Origin of the sequence: Halomonas sp. A29, assembly GCF_046723295.1 — a bacterium.
GTDB lineage: Bacteria > Pseudomonadota > Gammaproteobacteria > Pseudomonadales > Halomonadaceae > Halomonas.
The window spans coordinates 143,182-158,781 of sequence record NZ_JAXQPR010000007.1; the positions used below are offsets into that span (position 1 = coordinate 143,182).

A 15,600-nucleotide genomic window follows, 5' to 3' on the forward strand; every position below is an offset into this window, starting at 1 on the left:
CAGCGGTATGCCGTTGCTTGTGTCTGCCAACCTGCCTTCCTTTCTCCATCCTGCCTGAGACAAGGCGACAGGCTCAATGGAAAAATGTAACGCCATCCGCGCACCTGCTCCCTCCCTGAGTCGGCCACGGCGGAGCCGCACGGGAGCAAGCCTCATCTCGTCGGAATCACTGCTGGAAGATATTTGGCCAGAGGCTATCGGCAGCGGCGATGTGGCCAGGGATGTCTCGTTCCCAGCGCCACTGGATCAACCTGCTGAAGTTCAGATAGAGCTTGCCGTCGACGATCTTCCACGCCTCGGGAATGGTCGCCGCGGCCTCACCTCGCGCCGCCGCCCAGGCGTACCAACCACCGTACTGGGGCACATAGGCCTCGGGGTCCGCCTGGATCGGTCGCGATGCTCGGCCGAGGCGAATCGCCAGGTGGCATTGCCCCACTCCACCTGATAGTCGGGCGAGCCTTGCACCGGCTGCCCGTGAGTGAAGTAGGCCACCGGATCCGTGCCGCCGATGGCCAGGCCATGGCGGGTAAAGATGCGCCCCTCGGCGAATGCCCCCAGGGGGCCAAGCCAGGCCGATCAACAGGGCGGCTGCCAGCCACCAACTCGTACGCTTCATGCTTTACCTCCTCGCGACTCGTCGCTCCAGAGGCGCTGTCGAGAAGTGGCCCTACACCTTAACTTAGCTACCGAACTTCTTGTTCTCGCCAAGGTTCGGCTTAGCGTTTTTCTTGACATTGGCCTTGGCAAACTCATAGAGGATAGAACGCTCCTTGAGCGGATATGTCATGGCAGGCGTTCATGCTCCGGTAGGGCAGCCAAATAGTTAAAGGGCCGTCTTCTTGCGAAGACGGCCCTTCAATCGTGCGCTTACTTATAAAGCAAGTATTATTGATGCGATGCGCTGGCCGATTTCTTGCTCTTGTCGGCCTGCTGCTGGCTTTTCTGTTGAGTACCGTCAGCCTTTTCCTTACCTTTTTGCAAGCTGTTCTCTACTTGCTCCTTTCCCTTCTGCATGCCTTTTGCCGTCAACTGCTGAGTCTCCTGTAAATACTCCTGGCTCAAGGCACGAATTTTTTCAGCGTCTTCCTTCATCTTCTCACTCAGCTCTCGAACGGCCTGCTGTTGCTGCTCGATCACCTGCCGAAAACTGTCGGAATCTTTGACTTCAAGCCAGGAGCGTGATTGCGCCAGACTAGTGTCCGCGAAGGCGCGAACGGCGTCGAACTGAGCCGCGAAGAGCTTTTCAAAGTAATCGGTGGTCAGTGCGCCGTAGGCACGTACCGGCTCGACGATGGCCTCGTCGAATTGCTGGTTGCCGCGTGCGGTACTCTGGTTGCTATCCGACTTGGTTTTTTCAGTATTCATCTAATATTTCCTTCTCTGTAACAAGCAAGCAAAATCGTTCAGGTGAATACTTGATTCAGAAGTTGTTTCTCAACAAGCTGCTGTTAACTTCACCTGCCACGACATACCAAAGCATGAACGCTGCAAGAGATTATTTCCGTGCGGTAGCACACCGAACTCACCTTATTTGCCATTAAGCCTTGAAGAAAACAATGACAAATAGTTTTGTTTTGTAAGGGCTTTGTTGGCTCGGGTTCCTCCACTCTTGGAGTTGATCCAAAAACGGTTCGTGGGGACGAACACGGTGCTCACTCCTCGTGGCCAGGCGGCAAATGGTATTCGGTTGACGATAACGCCCACCCCAGAGGGAAGATTTCCCATTCGCTGGTCTATGCTACCAGCACGAACCCTTTACCCCTGATGAGAGGTGAGCAATGGCCAAGCGATTCAAGGTGGGCGACCATGTACGCTGGAACTCCGAGGCAGGGCACGTCAGCGGAAAGATCGTCCGCGTTCATACCCAGGACACGGAGTACAAGGGACACAAGCGTCATGCCAGCGAAGACGAGCCGCAGTACGAGATCAAGAGCGACAAGACCGATCACATCGCCATGCACAAGGACTCGGCGCTGACCAAGATTGACGACTAGCGGCCTACGTCGACGGCAGCTAGCGCCGCACCTATCCTCGTTAATGCCGCCCTCACCGGAGCCCTGCCATGTCCGATTCACTGCATCTGGCCTGTCCCCACTGTCTGGCCATCAACCGTGTGGCCACGGCGCGGCTGGCCGACGCCTCGCGCTGCGGCAAGTGCAAGCAGCCACTGTTCACCGCCGCGCCCCTGGAACTCACCAGCGCCAACTACACGGCCCTGGTCGAGCGCAGCGAGCTGCCGGTAGTGGTGGACTTCTGGGCCGGCTGGTGCGGCCCCTGCAAGATGATGGCGCCGATCTTTGCCCAGGCCGCCGCCGAGCTGGAGCCGCGCATCCGCTTCGCCAAGCTCGACACCGAGGCGGAACCGGCCCTTGCCGGGCGCTTCGGCATTCGCAGCATTCCCATGCTGATCGTTTTCAAGGAAGGTCGTGAGATCGCCCGTCAGGCCGGGCTGGTGCAAGGGCCGCAACTGAAGCGCTGGCTCGAGCCGCATCTCATCTAAGCCAGACCGGCAATGGTCCTTGGTTGACCTGTGAGCCGAGACGCTCTCGCCGACATCGAGCGCACCCTGGCCAAGACCCGCTTCTGGCAGCGATTCGCCGAAGCCGGCCTGTTGCCGGAGCAGATCAAGGTGCTCAATCGTTTGCTGGATGGGGGAGAACAGAACTTCGAGAATGGCTTCGAGGGTGGCATCAGTGCTGCTCAGTATCAGAAGGTGGCCAAGGTCAGTAAGGCCACTGCGACCCGCCATCTTTCCGATCTGCTGGCCAAGGGCTGCCTGGAGAAACTGCCGGGGGAGGGCGAAGCACGCGCCACCGAGTGGTGGGTTACGGCCCGCCGCCTGTCCCGTGAGCGGACATAGACCTTTAAACCTACCGGAGAGAGACCATGATGGAGCGCCTGACCCCATCGGCTGTATTGAAGACGCTGCAGGACAATGACGGTGTGCCCTTCGCCGAGGTATTCCGGCACGGCTCGCTCCAGGTCGAGATCTACAAGCCGGAAGGCGTGGATCGCCAAATACCGCATACCCGAGATGAGGTGTACGTCGTCATCTCCGGCGCGGGTCATTTCGTCAACGGAGACACCCGACAGCCCTTCGAAGCCGGTGAGGTGCTGTTCGTGCCGGCGGGCGTCGTCCACCGGTTCGAAGACTTCACCGAAGACTTCGCCACCTGGGTGTTCTTCTATGGCCCGGAAGGTGGCGAAGCTGTGCCGGACACTCCCTGATCCGGGAACTCCGAGCGTCAGAGCGCTAACTGGCCCTTGGCAAGCGCCACACCGAGGCGATCGACGGCGGAGGCCAGCTTCTCGTCGATGACATGGAGATATTCCGTCCAGTCGTCGACGTGGTGCAGCTCTGTCTTGCCGTCCGAAATGCCGCGCAGCACGATCAGCGGTACGTCGAAGCGCATGCAGGCGCGCAGGCAGGCATAGCTCTCCATGTCCACCATGTCGGCGGCGATGGCGGCATAGGCCTCGCCCGAGATGATGTTGGCACCGGTGGAGAGCGTAGCCTCACGAATGCCGGGAATGCGCAGCGGTAGGGGAACGGTCGCCGGCAGGTCGAGAAAGGGCGTGGCGCCCTTTTCGAAGCCCAACGGCGAGGCGTCCATGTCGCGGTAGGCGATGGAAGTCGCCTGATAGATCTTGGTCTGTTCGAGTGCCCGACTACCGGCCGAGCCCAGCGACACCACCAGATCCGGCAGGCGCTCGCTCTGGGCGAGGGCGGCAAGGGCAGCGGTGAGTTCCACGGCCGCCTCGACGGGGCCAACGCCGATGACCAAAGGATCGAAACGCTTCCTGAGATGTGTGCCGTATTCGGCCTCGGCCGCCATCGCGAACAGGACGTTGTGGCCGCCCAGTGGCGTCAGCGGCGCCTGCGTGTGCTGTGCCGCGTTCATGCTTCGATCCTCATCCGTGCCTCAGGCATCGCTCGCGTTGCCGACCGTCTGAATGACCTCGAACCCTTCGAAGTTCGGCGGGCCCAGGTAGAGCCCCTCGCGCTTGCTCTGGCCGGCGTTGGCGTGCGCCTTGCGGAATGCCTCGGAGTGCGTCCAGGCTTCGAAGTCCTCGCGTGAGCGCCAGATAGTGTGCGAGGCGTAGAGCACGTGATCCTCCTTCTCGGGGCCGCGCAGCATATGGAACTCGACGAAGCCGGGCAGGCCCTGCAGGTGGGTCTCCCGCTCCAGCCAGATCTGCTCGAACTCTTCCACTCGCTCGGGGTTGACCCGAAAGCGGTTCATGGCGATGAACACGATATTGCTCCTTGTGGTCAGGCGGCCAATGGTCACCGGAAGACGATGACACCGACGCCGGCAGGGGGCAAGCATGTTAGAGCCCGGCGCTCTTCCCCTTGATCGGATGGCCTTCAACCCCTGCCGGTCGACTCGAGGATCGCCTGGCGCAGTGCCTCGGGCGGTTGGGCGCCCGACAGGCCGGTGGTGCCGTTGATGATGAAGGTGGGCACACCGCTCACTCCCAGGCGCCGCGCCTCTTCAAGGCCGGCTCTGACCTCTGCCCGGCCCTGGTCGCTGACGAGAAAGGCGGGGATGTCGATGTCCGCTAGCCCGCCGTCTCGGGCGGCGCTGGCCAGTACCGCGCTGCCACCGATGTCCTCGCCCTCGACGAAGTAGCTCCGGAAGAGCGCGTCGACCACGGCCGACTGGACGCCATGCTCTCCGGCGAGCCAGATCAGCCGGTGGGCGTCGAAGGTGTTGGGCGTTCGCCTCATGCGTTCGTGGTGGATCTCGAGACCGGCCTGGGCGGCAGCAGCCTCTACCTGGGCATCGAGAGACTGGGAGCGCTCCCAGGAGCCGAACTTGGCGGTGCGGTAGTCACGCCGCGACAGGCCCTCGGCGGGCATGTCGGGGTTGAGTTCGAAGGGATGCCAGGCCACCGATACGCTGATTCCCTCGGGCAGTTCAGCCAAGGCGAGGTCGAGGTGGCGTTTGCCGATGAAGCACCATGGGCAGATGGCATCGGAGATCACGGTGATGTCGACGTGGGGCATGGTTGCTGAGCCATTGGGTAGGATTCCCTCGAACCCTACCATCTCCAGGTTATGTTTGACGTTGGTTTCAGCCATCGGATACCGAAAGGGGTATCGTAAGCGAAAGTCACCGGGGAGAGACGCCGATGCACCAGGGAAGCTGCCTGTGCGGGAAAGTGAAGTACGAGTACCGCGGCGAGATCGATGAGGTCTCCATGTGCCACTGTCAGCAGTGCCGGAAGGCCCAGGGCTCCGCTTTCGCCGCCGTGGCGCCCATCCGCTCGGCCGACTTTCGCATCACCCAGGGCGCGGAATACCTCAAGGAGTACCGCGCCACGCCGAGCAAGGCGCGGGTGTTCTGCGCCGAGTGCGGCAGCCCGCTCTACAGCGCCCGCGACGACCTGCCCGAAGCCAAGCGCTTGCGGCTGGGCACCCTGGACACGCCGATAGCGCCCAGCAAGCGCTACCACGCCTGGGTCTCATCCAAGGCCGAGTGGTTCGACCTTGCCGACGAGCTGCCCAGGTTTTCCGAATTCGCCCGTTGAGTGATCAGTGGCCCGCACAGGAAGGGCACAGAGTAGAGAAGAGCGTAGTAGAGAAGAGAACAAGAGCAGAGCGCAGGAGAGACCGGATGGCATACGTGGCAACGGCGGTGGGTCTGCTGCTGATAGCGGCACTGGCCATGCAGGCCTGGCGCTTGGCCGATAACCGCGCGGTGGACAAGGCTTGGGCCTGGCTGCAATCCCAGGCGCCCGCCACCGTCGAGACCTTCGATCCCGCCATGGTGGAAGGCCTGCCCGATGCGGCCCGGCGCTACTTCCTCTACACCATCGCCCCGGGCACGCCGCTCCGTGTCGTCAGCGAAATTCATATGAGGGGCGAGATCGGCCTCGGCAGCAAGCAAGCACCCAGCTACCGCCCCATGCGGGCTCGGCAGATACTTGCTCCGCCGCACGGCTTTATCTGGCGGATTCGGGCCGGTGCGGGAATCCTGCAATTAAGCGGCTCTGACGGCATGGCCAACGGCCGCTCCTGGACGCGCTTCTGGCTCAACGGCACGCTGCCCGTCGCCAGGGTAGGGGGTGACGACAACCACCTGCGCGCCTCGTTCGGCCGCGTGGCAGGGGAGGCCGCCTTCTGGGCACCCGCCGGCCTGCTGCCGCAGCATGGCGTTTGCTGGGAAGAAACCGGCGAGCCAAACCTGGCGCGAGCGATCATCACCCACGGCCCGCTGGAGCAATCGATAGAGATCGCCGTGGCCGAAGACGGCCAGCCGTGCTGGGTGCAGTTCCAACGCTGGAGCAACGCCAATCCCGAGAAGGAGTGGCGGCTCCAACCCTTCGGCGGCTATCTCGACGACTTCCGCAATTTCGAAGGCTACACCCTTCCGACCAGGGTCGACGGTGGCAATCACTTCGGCACGGAGGCGTACTTTCCGTTCTTCCGGGCGAGGGTGGAGGAGGTACGGTTTCCGGTGCGGTAGCGCGGCTTGACGGCGAGAAGCTGAATCCTCACTCCACCAATCGCAGCTCGAGGACATGGCGAATTCGCTCGCCGTCCCACTCATAGCCAAGGTGCCTGCCCTGCCAAGTGGCCGACAATACTGGCGGACGTAGCACCGCGGCACATTCGCCCCCCGGATCACGCACGCTTGGGTAGACAATCCCATCGGCATGGGACTCCCAGGCCTTGCGGCCAAACGCTTGGCCCGCGCTCCAATCATCCGGGGCCAGTAGAGGGGCAGCCCCGGGGGGATTGTCGCGCAAGTCGATGAGTTCGCCCTGTAGGTCCGCCAGGTAGACCCGCTGTTGGAGCTGCATGGGCGGCTCATTGGATTCCTGCATGAAGCGCTCGGCGCGATAGCGGGTTTCCGCGATGGCCGTGGCCTCGGTCAAGGCACAGTAATAGGCGCCAAAGGTGCCATCGGTGAACCGGGTGCCGTGCTCACTGAAATGACAGAACGCCGCCATCACCGGCGTCCAGCCGGGGCCATATCGGCGGTCTTCATCGCGTACCAGGTGAATCGCCCCGGCCTGCTCTCGTAGACGCGCCGAGGTCTCTCCCTCAAGCTCCTGCAGCAGGTCCCAGTCGTCAGGTGTCGCAACCCGCTCGAACAAGTCGATAGGCGGGAAACGCGAAGGAATGATTCGGTAGCAGGGGCGCCAGCACACAGGTGAGAGTGGAAACGTCACGCATGGCCCCCACCTCGGGCGGTATCGAGGTGCTGGCGGACCACATAGAGGTCTTGCACCAAGCCGCTGCGCAGCCGATCCAGAGGTGACTGGCCTGCGAACAGGGGGTTGCGATTTGGCCGGCGCAACCAGGAATCCGCGGCGTCGGCCCGCGGCAGCAGGATCTGGAGGGCCTTGTAGATCCCCAGGATCAGCGACATGCGCTCAAGCTGATTGACGTCGAGACGCGCCGCCGTGGGCTGCTTGCGCCAACGCCGATAGGTCGACTCAGGCACGCCAAGGAGCAAGGCGGCTTCCTGCTCCTTCAGCCCCCAGTCGTTGGCGATGTTGGGGTACGTACGCATTGCCGCGGCGCTCATGTGCTGGCGCTTTTCGACAGGTAGCTGGGGTAGGGCCATAACGTCCTCCATTCGCCAAATGGCGGATATACGTGATTATCGCTCAAATGGAGGTTTTGCGCCAATAGCGGGAGGCGAGGCCGGTACCCGCTCCCTCTCTCGTCACTTGTTGTTGTCGCCTTCAGCCTGCTCCCGACGTTTCTGCATGGCATCGCTGAAGGCGGCAGCCAGGATGCCGGTCGGCATGGCGATCATGCCTATGCCGACGATGGCGGTCAGGCCTGCAAACAGCTGCCCAGCCGCGGTCACCGGCGTTACGTCCCCATAGCCCACCGTAGTGAGTGTGGCCACGCTCCACCAGAGCGCCCTGGGAATGCTTCCGAAGGCCTCGGGCTGATGGCTGGCTTCCAGGACATAGATCACGCTGCTGGTGACGATCAGCAGTGCCACAGCCACCATCAGGCTCACCGTGAGTTCGTAGCGCCGTCCGCGAACTGCCTGATAGAGATCGCCGATTGCATTGGAAAAGCGCCCCAGCCGCGCGAGCCTGAGTAGCCGGATTAGCTTGAGCAGACGCAAGGCGAAGGCGTTGACTGCCCCCATGGTGAGGAAGAAAGGCAAGATAGCGAGCAGGTCGATGATCGCCCATGGGCTGACCATGAAGCGTAAACGTCCAGCCAGCCCTCGATAGCGGGGGTCTTCGCCGGCCGCGATCACGCGCGTGACGTACTCGACCAGAAAAGCCAAGGCCAGCACTGCCTCGGCGGTGACGAAGAGGCTTGGCGCAAGCGCTCGGACGACCGGCTCAGCCTCCAGAACGGTCAGTGCCGTTGCGAGGATTATCAGAACAGCTATGAAGCGGTTGGTGATCGATAGCCCAGGGGCTTGTCGAGCGGTGGGCTCGAGCATCAGGTAAAGGCGACGGCGCCAACCCGCATAGGGGCTGGCCTTCTGGCTATCCGATTGCTGCATGCATCCCCCTATCCGTCGCCAGCTGCCCAGTGCACGATTCTCAGACCCACCGCCAAAGCGAATGGGGAACGCAGCATTATTAACATAATGCTCAGCTCACGGATGGCGCTATTGCCAACGCTTCCACCGAGCCCTGTGCGGTTCGGACGACATGGCGGAAGGCCGCTTCTGGCTCAGTGTCAGCGGCACACTACCCGTCGCCCTCGCCCGAGCAAGCTGAGCCCACCGCACCACTAAATGTCGATTCCTTGGCGCTACTTCTTTCGGAAGAATTATCGCCCGAGAATAAAAAATCCGAAGAAGAATATGCAGATCTTCTAATCGATTTAATCGCTCTCAATGTGTCCACCGCAGAGCAGCTACGCATGATCTTGAGGCGCCATATGAATGCTGTACGTAAGGCTGATGCTGAGTAGGCTGCGATCTATAGATCGAAAGCAACTGCCTCAGAAATCGATAAGCGAGAACGTCTTGATAGGGGCGTGTATTTTGCCCATGTTGGCTTGGCGCGCACGGCGCTTCGCAAGGAATTTGGTGATGAGAAATTGAATAGCGTGTTTGAGGAAAGGCTCGCCAAGAAGTGGAAGGCTCGTCCTAGCAAGAAGGCGTCGCCTGCCAGCTAACAATTCTTCCAAGCCGAGGCTGAACTTCCCCCACTCTAGTGGACATGCATCGATAACTCCCCATCCTAGCGCTCGACCCCGAACTGCGGGTCGATGTTCCCTCAGCATCACGATATGCCCTCGCGACATCGAGAAGTGCCCGCGCCCTTGGGAAGAGCAGGGGTACCGGCAGATCGTGCGATGAGGATGGCCGAACACGGGGGCACTTTCCGTCGCTGGAGGTACCGGAGTATTTCGACAAAGATCTGTGAGGAAGGCAGGTTGCGCTTTCCACGCGAATCGTCGTTGGCGCTTCCTTCGTGCTGACCGGAAAAGCTCAGACGATACAGTGGCTTCGCCAGAGCCTAAGGCAGCCGGGGATCTTGACAGCACGCCTCGTTACCAGGGCCTATTGGGTGTCTGGCAAGACGGGCTTGGACTGACCTCGGAGTGCAGTCTCGGCAAGTGCTAACGACTGCATCGAGCGCCACGGCATCTTATTCGCGCTACGAAAGGATGTGACGGCCTGCGGCCCGCCTAGCAGTTCCCTGCCCGTTCGAAGCCCTCGCGCAACGGTGTCCACGCGCTATGAAGGCGACCTACTGCAATGATGCTGCCCCCCGCCAGCTCATAGCAGCACGCCCAGCTGGCAGTAAATGATCATACTTTGTCGTTCCTGCCACTCACGCGCTCTTGAGGGAGGGGAGTATCGTTCAGCCGTTCAACATTAAAACACCTCAACACGAAGGAGGCCCCCATGGCTGATGAGAAGATGGGAGTAGATATACCCGACAGCACAAAGCTATCGCATTGGGACTGGTCAGATTCGCCGGCATTACCACTAAAGATGGCGATCCTGGTAGCGCCGGGATACCAGGCGGTGGACATTGTCGGTATTCACACCGCGTTCGGCCTGATGCCGGGGGTGGAGATCCACTTGGTGTGGAAGAACACGGACGAGGTCATTGGTCTACCAACATTCCCCACCCGACCGACCACCGCCTACGCCGACTGTCCGCGCGATCTGGACATCCTGTATGCCGGCGCGGTGGCACCTGAAGTGTTCGAGGACGAGGAGACGTTGGAGTTCCTTGCCGATCGGGGCAGTCGTGCCCGCTGGGTAGCTGGATCGTGCACGGGTTCCCTGCTTTTAGGCGCCGCTGGTTTGCTCAAGGGCTACAGGGCGACGACGAACTTCCAGGCCGCGCACCTATTGCCCTACGCCGGAGCCACGCGCATGCCGGGCAATGTCGTGGAGGACCGAAATCGGATCACGGCCGGCCCGGCCACCGGGGGGTTTGAAATCGCCTTCCGGTTAATTCAGGACATCTATGGCGATGAGATGTCCCGCGAGGCGATCCTGCAGGCCGAATACGCACCGAAGCCGCTGTTCGAGACGGGTACACCAGAGTTGGCGGGTCCCGAACTCACCGCACGCGCCAGGGCTCACACGCTCCAAATGGTGCGCCCCTTGGAGGAAGTGATGTTGCGAGCTGGCGCTCGATTGGGCACAGCGGCGGTGACGGCCTAGATGCAAGCCAGACTTGAGGATGTATCGATGGATAGACGGGCACTACCGCGGGCGGAAAGCGGGTTTGAGCGCGAGCAACTGAAGCGGCTGGAGGTCTTGTCGATCATCGAGGCGACCACGCTCGTCCTGCTGGTCTGCGTCGCTGTGCCGTTGAACCATATTGTCGGATTGCCACTCGGATCACGGATTCTCGGCCCGGTTCACGGAGTCGCCTTTCTGGCCTATACGTGGACTGCGTTGCAGACAGTAGCAGGCGGCGGCTGGCGGGGGCGTGATATGGCGCGGCTGTTCATTGTGGCTTTTCTGCCGTTTGCCGGATTCTCCAATCTTTCCTGGCTTCGGCAGAGGGCTGCGTCGCTCAATGGCGAGTGCATCAAGTGACGATTCTGGCGTTCTATCCCTATTTTGTGGCCGCGCATGTAACCGCGGTGGTATTCCTTGTCGGTAGCATGCTTGCGCACGATCGGATGGTGAGGACGATTGCGGAATATCCGCAGGAGCAGCAAGTCGGTATTCTCGCCGTTCTGCTTCGGCTCGACCGCTGTGTCACGACACCGGCATTGCTGCTTACTTGGATATTCGGTCTTTCGCTGGCACTTTCGGCGGGTTGGTTCGCTTCGCGGTGGTTGATCGTCAAGCTTGCCTTCGTCGTCGCTCTTTCGGCGCTCCATGGCGTGCAGTCGGGGCGACTGCGCCGCTTCGTCCGAGACGGAAAGCTCGCGCAGGGCATTCCGGGAGCTGGCATCGGCATAGTGATCGCCATGCTGACGATCGCCATTTTGGCAGTCGTAAAGCCGATTTAGAAAGCCGAGGGACCAACCGCGCACAACAACATCGAGCCATATCTGCGGTTCGATCGCGCAATCTTTTAATTGAGCAGTCTTCGCGCGCCGCCTTCTGAGGCAAGAAACTTCTCAGGATTTCCCGTTGTTCCCTGGGGAGAGCTAAACCGGCGGCGGTATTCCGTTGGAGTGAGCCCGACCATGCCACGGAACCGTGTGCGAAACGTAACGGGAGAGTCGAAACCTGCCAGCGCGGCGATTTGATCGACCGACATATGACTAACTTCCAAGAGTTCTTGTGCCCGTTGAATTCGCATCATCAGAATGTACTGTAGCGGCGTGGTTCCAATCTGTTCGCGGAACCGTCGGGCGAAGGTCCGTGTGCTCATACAAGCCTGCTTCGCAAGAGTATCGATATCGAGTGGTTTGTCGATATTGGTCGTTATCCACTCAAGCAGCGATGCTAGGCTGGATCGAGAAGTCGGAAGCTCGTGGCGAATGAATTGGGCCTGCCCACCATCCCGGCTCAAAGGTGCGACAGCAAGCCGCGCCGACTGCGCTGCAACGGCCTGGCCGTGATCGCGGCGTATCAGGTACAGGCACATATCGAGTCCCGCGGAAGCTCCGGCGGAGGTAATGATGCGGCCTTCGTCGACAAACAACACGTCGGGTTCGACAGTGATTTGCGGATACAACTCTGCCAGCTTCGCAGTGCCTACCCAATGAGTGGTGGCACGTCTGCCATCAAGCAGACCGGTGGCTGCGAGCACGAAGGCGCCTGAGCAGATGCTCGCCATTCTTGCACCACGTTTCCACGCCTGCCGCAGCGCAGCCAATACCGGCTTCGGCACAGCGACAGATGGGTCCTCGATACCGGGGACGATAACAGTGTTAGCACGCGCAAGTGTCTCCAGCCCATGAGAAACGCGCATTTCAAAGTGACGCGAGCGGAGTGTCCGGGCCTGACCGCAGACGTGCACACGGTAGGCTGGTTTTCCGTTGGAAGCGCTGGCGCGCTCGAACACCTCGCAGGCAATGCTCAGGTCGTAAGGAACGAAGTCGTGGAGCGCGAGGACGGCGATCTTGTGCATCGTAGTTATCCTCCGAACTCAAGCCTAGCAGGAAGTCAAATGGCAGTAAATGATTCATCTATGTTCTTTCTGCCACTCACGCTATTGCTCTGACAGCGACTATCGTTATGTGACCTTCAGCGAAAAGGGGGCGCCATGCCTGCGCACGACACATTTGAAGGAGTAGAACCATTCGCGTTCAGAATGCTGCTCTATCCACACTTCATATACCGACGGATTTGCCTTATTGCCACATGCGCCCTGCATGCGATCAGTGGCTTGGTCTTAGTCGCAGCACAGACCGTCACGGCGCAGACTGCCGACCGCCAGCCGGATTTCGGCACCGAATACACCGCCATCGGCTATACCGGGACGCCGGAGCAGAACCCCATCGCACAGCTTGCCGCGCGTCTGGGGAGCGGCGAGTGCAACTCGAATTTCAGCCCGCCCGCCTCCACCTGGACTCGCTGCTTGCGGCGCTGAATATCGATCCTAGCTCCCAGGTGCTGATTTACTCACGTACCAGCCTGCAGACCCGGTTGATTAGCGCCGCACTGACATCGGAAAAGGACCTTGCGGCGATCCAGTCAGCCAGCGAGTGGGCTGATCGGCGAGAAATCCGTCGTATTGCGCTGGGAGTTGAGCGACGGCCGCATTAGAGCTCCCCTTGATCTATAGCTTGCCTGGCTTTTTTCGGGTGCCCTGAACTCAGCGTGCCGGGAGCCTGGGAATCGGAAGTGTTCAGGTCATTGGTGATTGTCCGCTTCTGGCCGAAAGCCATCACTCACCCTCGGAGCTATCGCCTGTTCACATGCGGTGATTCTCTAGCAGGAAGTCCACGAACAATCGCACCCGCGCCGGCATCGCCGAGCCACCCACGAACACCGCATGAATGGGTTCCCTATCACCGGGATTGAAGGCTTCCAGCAGTGGCACCAGGTCGCCGCGCTGCAAATCCTCGGCCACGCTGAATTCGCCGATGCGCGCGATGCCGGCGCCCACCCGTGCGAATTGCGCCAGCGCCTCACCGCTGCTGCATTCGATATTGCCGCATACCTTGAGGGAGAATGCCTGGTCGTCGCGGATGAACGGCCAGTTCGGTTCAGCACGTCGGAAGTTGAAGCGCAGGCAGTTGTGTTGCAACAGGTCTTCCGGTTGCTGCGGCGTGCCGTGGCGCTGGAGATAGTCTGGGGAGGCCACCACCACCTGGCCGGTATCGCCTATGCGGCGAGCGGTCAGTGGGCTGTCGGGCAGATGGCCGAAGCGCACGGCTACGTCGGCCTGGCCGCCGAGAATATCGACGACTTCGTCGCCCAGAGTGAGGTCGACTGTGATGTTCGGGTAACGCGCGCTGAATGCGGTCACCAACGGCACGATGGCCAGCCGCCCGTGGCCGAGCGCAGCACTTACGCGCAAGCGGCCTTTGGGCACGCCCTGGTCAGCAATAGCCTCTTCGACCTCGGCCATATCGGCAAGGATGCGTCGAGCACCACGCAGATAGGCCTCGCCTTCGGCGGTCAAAGTGATCGTGCGGGTAGTGCGCAGCAACAGGCGGGTACCGAGGCGTTGTTCAGTGCGCGCGATGATTCGGCTAACGGCCGAGGGTGTCAGCCCCAACGCTCGCGCGGCGGCCGACAGGCTGCCTTCCTCCGCCACGCTGGCGAACACGACCATTTCACCTGACCTGCCGCTAAAGTCCATTTGTTCCCCAAAAGCAAAGGTGTTTGCAGAAAAGGCTACCTACCGCTTGCAGTGTCCGAATTGTAGCATTCGCGGCATAGATGAGGAGCCTTCCATGCGTATAAATCCCCCCCTTGTTGCGCTCGCCATCGGTGCCTTCGGCATTGGTGTCACCGAGTTCTCCCCTATGGGCTTGTTGCCGGGCATCGCGCTCGATCTCGGCGTTTCCATTCCTGCTGCCGGCCTGCTGGTCAGCGCCTATGCGCTGGGCGTGCTGCTCGGCGCGCCCCTTATGACCCTGACCACGGGCAGGATCCCCCGGCGTTACCTGCTGATCGGACTGATGGCCATCTTCACTCTGGGCAACCTGATGTCGGCGCTGGCGACTGACTACTACAGCCTGCTTGTCGCCCGGCTGGTGACCTCGCTTAATCACGGCGCCTTCTTTGGCGTCGGCTCCATCGTCGCCGCCAGTCTGGTCGCGCCGGACAAACGGGCGGGGGCGGTGGCGGCGATGTTCATGGGCTTAACCCTGGCGACCATCGGTGGCGTGCCGTTGGCAGCCTGGTTTGGCGAGGTGTTTGGCTGGCGCACGGCATTCTGGGGCATTACCGGCCTTGGTGTGTTGACCATGCTTGCGCTGTGGTTCGCATTGCCCAATGTGCCTCTGCCGAAAGGCGGCGGCGTGCTGGCTGAAATCCGCGTGCTGGGCCGTGGCTCTGTGCTGGCAGCCTTGGCCCTGACCGTGATCGGGTCCAGTGCGATGTTTACCGTATTCACCTATATCGCGCCGATCCTCAGCAGCGAGACCCAGGCGTCCACCACCTTCATCACCGCCATGCTAGTGCTATACGGCATCGGCCTGACGTTGGGCAACATATGGGGCGGAAAGGCGGCGGATCGCTCTGTCGACCGCACCCTGATCGTCTCGCTGAGTGCGCTGATCTTGGTATTGCTGGCGTTCACGGTGCTGATGCGCTGGCCGCTACCGGCTGCTGCGGCCATTCTGATCTGGGGTATCGCCAGCTTCGCCATTGTGCCGCCGCTGCAGATGCGGGTGATGGAAGCCGCCAAGGACGCTCCCAACTTGGCCTCGGCTGTGAACATCGGCGCCTTCAACCTGGGCAATGCGATTGGCGCGGCGCTGGGTGGTGCGATGATCAACTTCGGCCTGGGCTACCCGGCGATTTCCTTGGCCGGTGCGGCGATGGCCGGGCTGGGGCTGTTGATGGTGTTGGGGTTTGCCTGGCGTTCCAGGGCGGTGGCGGCTGCAGTGGTGTAAAGGCCGGCCTGTGTCAACTGGGGAAGCCACGGTTTGAAATGAATCGTGGCCTGTCCCCGATTCTTTGCTGGCCTACCGAGCATCCTTGCCTTCGCAGGCCTGAGCAGTCGCAGCGGGGATTGGCCTAGCTCGCTTATGGCCTGGCGTCAGTCGTGCCCATT

21 protein-coding genes are annotated in these 15,600 nt (G+C 61.3%); 11 read left to right on the forward strand and 10 right to left on the reverse strand.

What is annotated here, in order from left to right:
- Nucleotides 1-166: 166 nt before the first annotated feature.
- Nucleotides 167-616 carry a YHS domain-containing (seleno)protein gene (locus tag SPH52_RS15010; protein ID WP_411795844.1) on the reverse strand — a complete coding sequence of 150 codons (450 nt, stop codon included), beginning with the start codon at nt 614-616 and terminating at the stop codon, nt 167-169.
- Nucleotides 617-885: 269 nt separating this feature from the next.
- Nucleotides 886-1,365: a phasin family protein gene (locus SPH52_RS15015; protein ID WP_411795845.1), complete on the reverse strand. Its 480-nt coding sequence runs from the start codon at nt 1,363-1,365 to the stop codon at nt 886-888.
- Between the two features lie 413 nt (nt 1,366-1,778).
- Here SPH52_RS15015 and SPH52_RS15020 point away from each other — a divergent pair, with 413 nt between their 5' ends.
- From SPH52_RS15020 to SPH52_RS15035, 4 genes are all read left to right on the forward strand, one after another.
- Nucleotides 1,779-1,994 (forward strand): DUF2945 domain-containing protein, encoded by a 216-nt coding sequence (locus SPH52_RS15020; RefSeq protein ID WP_411795846.1) that lies wholly within the window; start codon nt 1,779-1,781, stop codon nt 1,992-1,994.
- A gap of 68 nt (nt 1,995-2,062) precedes the next feature.
- Entirely contained in the window at nt 2,063-2,500 is a 438-nt protein-coding gene (gene trxC / locus SPH52_RS15025; protein WP_411795847.1) for a thioredoxin TrxC, read from the forward strand.
- A gap of 30 nt (nt 2,501-2,530) precedes the next feature.
- The gene (locus SPH52_RS15030) at nt 2,531-2,860 is read left to right on the forward strand and encodes a MarR family transcriptional regulator (RefSeq protein WP_411795848.1); all 330 of its coding nucleotides are present in this window, start codon (nt 2,531-2,533) and stop codon (nt 2,858-2,860) included.
- 26 nt (nt 2,861-2,886) lie between these two features.
- A complete protein-coding gene (locus SPH52_RS15035; RefSeq protein WP_411795849.1) occupies nt 2,887-3,228 on the forward strand; it encodes a cupin domain-containing protein in 342 nt (113 codons plus the stop codon).
- Nucleotides 3,229-3,245: 17 nt separating this feature from the next.
- Here the strand turns inward: SPH52_RS15035 and SPH52_RS15040 are convergent, their stop codons facing one another.
- From SPH52_RS15040 to SPH52_RS15050, 3 genes are all read right to left on the reverse strand, one after another.
- On the reverse strand, nt 3,246-3,902 hold the full coding sequence (locus SPH52_RS15040; RefSeq protein WP_411795850.1) for a 5'-methylthioadenosine/S-adenosylhomocysteine nucleosidase: 657 nt from the start codon (nt 3,900-3,902) through the stop codon (nt 3,246-3,248).
- A gap of 21 nt (nt 3,903-3,923) precedes the next feature.
- On the reverse strand, nt 3,924-4,256 hold the full coding sequence (locus SPH52_RS15045) for an antibiotic biosynthesis monooxygenase family protein (RefSeq protein WP_411795851.1): 333 nt from the start codon (nt 4,254-4,256) through the stop codon (nt 3,924-3,926).
- A 113-nt stretch (nt 4,257-4,369) separates the two neighbouring features.
- Complete coding sequence (locus tag SPH52_RS15050; protein WP_411795852.1) at nt 4,370-5,011, reverse strand: DsbA family oxidoreductase; 642 nt, start codon at nt 5,009-5,011, stop codon at nt 4,370-4,372.
- 125 nt (nt 5,012-5,136) lie between these two features.
- Between SPH52_RS15050 and SPH52_RS15055 the strand changes: the two genes are divergently transcribed.
- Together SPH52_RS15055 and SPH52_RS15060 are read left to right on the forward strand one after the other, a co-directional pair.
- Nucleotides 5,137-5,535, forward strand: a complete 399-nt coding sequence (locus SPH52_RS15055; RefSeq protein WP_411795853.1) for a GFA family protein — start codon at nt 5,137-5,139, stop codon at nt 5,533-5,535.
- A gap of 86 nt (nt 5,536-5,621) precedes the next feature.
- The gene (locus tag SPH52_RS15060; RefSeq protein WP_411795854.1) at nt 5,622-6,473 is read left to right on the forward strand and encodes a DUF6544 family protein; all 852 of its coding nucleotides are present in this window, start codon (nt 5,622-5,624) and stop codon (nt 6,471-6,473) included.
- A 28-nt stretch (nt 6,474-6,501) separates the two neighbouring features.
- Here SPH52_RS15060 and SPH52_RS15065 read toward each other — a convergent pair whose 3' ends face one another.
- The 3 genes from SPH52_RS15065 to SPH52_RS15075 all read right to left on the reverse strand — a co-directional run bounded on the left by SPH52_RS15065 (nt 6,502) and on the right by SPH52_RS15075 (nt 8,492).
- Nucleotides 6,502-7,182 (reverse strand): RES family NAD+ phosphorylase, encoded by a 681-nt coding sequence (locus tag SPH52_RS15065; protein ID WP_411795855.1) that lies wholly within the window; start codon nt 7,180-7,182, stop codon nt 6,502-6,504.
- Nucleotides 7,179-7,580 carry an antitoxin Xre-like helix-turn-helix domain-containing protein gene (locus SPH52_RS15070; protein WP_411795856.1) on the reverse strand — a complete coding sequence of 134 codons (402 nt, stop codon included), beginning with the start codon at nt 7,578-7,580 and terminating at the stop codon, nt 7,179-7,181. The genes SPH52_RS15065 and SPH52_RS15070 overlap by 4 nt, the downstream gene beginning before the upstream one ends.
- A 102-nt stretch (nt 7,581-7,682) precedes the next feature.
- On the reverse strand, nt 7,683-8,492 hold the full coding sequence (locus SPH52_RS15075) for a potassium channel family protein (RefSeq protein ID WP_411795857.1): 810 nt from the start codon (nt 8,490-8,492) through the stop codon (nt 7,683-7,685).
- A 1,359-nt stretch (nt 8,493-9,851) separates the two neighbouring features.
- Between SPH52_RS15075 and SPH52_RS15080 the strand changes: the two genes are divergently transcribed.
- The 3 genes from SPH52_RS15080 to SPH52_RS15090 are packed head-to-tail and all read left to right on the forward strand — an operon-like array spanning nt 9,852 to nt 11,428.
- Nucleotides 9,852-10,625 carry a DJ-1/PfpI family protein gene (locus tag SPH52_RS15080; RefSeq protein ID WP_411795858.1) on the forward strand — a complete coding sequence of 258 codons (774 nt, stop codon included), beginning with the start codon at nt 9,852-9,854 and terminating at the stop codon, nt 10,623-10,625.
- A gap of 27 nt (nt 10,626-10,652) precedes the next feature.
- Nucleotides 10,653-11,006, forward strand: coding sequence for a DUF3817 domain-containing protein (locus tag SPH52_RS15085; protein ID WP_411795859.1), 354 nt, complete (start codon nt 10,653-10,655; stop codon nt 11,004-11,006).
- Entirely contained in the window at nt 11,003-11,428 is a 426-nt protein-coding gene (locus SPH52_RS15090) for a CopD family protein (RefSeq protein ID WP_411795860.1), read from the forward strand. Before SPH52_RS15085 ends, SPH52_RS15090 begins: the two co-directional genes overlap by 4 nt.
- Before the next feature lie 65 nt (nt 11,429-11,493).
- On the opposite strand, the gene SPH52_RS15095 is transcribed toward SPH52_RS15090, so the two are convergent.
- A complete protein-coding gene (locus SPH52_RS15095) occupies nt 11,494-12,498 on the reverse strand; it encodes a GlxA family transcriptional regulator (protein ID WP_411795861.1) in 1,005 nt (334 codons plus the stop codon).
- 135 nt (nt 12,499-12,633) lie between these two features.
- Between SPH52_RS15095 and SPH52_RS15100 the strand changes: the two genes are divergently transcribed.
- A complete protein-coding gene (locus SPH52_RS15100) occupies nt 12,634-12,960 on the forward strand; it encodes a hypothetical protein (protein ID WP_411795862.1) in 327 nt (108 codons plus the stop codon).
- 324 nt (nt 12,961-13,284) lie between these two features.
- Here SPH52_RS15100 and SPH52_RS15105 read toward each other — a convergent pair whose 3' ends face one another.
- On the reverse strand, nt 13,285-14,151 hold the full coding sequence (locus SPH52_RS15105) for a LysR family transcriptional regulator (RefSeq protein WP_411795863.1): 867 nt from the start codon (nt 14,149-14,151) through the stop codon (nt 13,285-13,287).
- Nucleotides 14,152-14,272: 121 nt separating this feature from the next.
- Between SPH52_RS15105 and SPH52_RS15110 the strand changes: the two genes are divergently transcribed.
- The gene (locus SPH52_RS15110) at nt 14,273-15,439 is read left to right on the forward strand and encodes an MFS transporter (RefSeq protein ID WP_411795864.1); all 1,167 of its coding nucleotides are present in this window, start codon (nt 14,273-14,275) and stop codon (nt 15,437-15,439) included.
- Nucleotides 15,440-15,600: the final 161 nt, after the last annotated feature.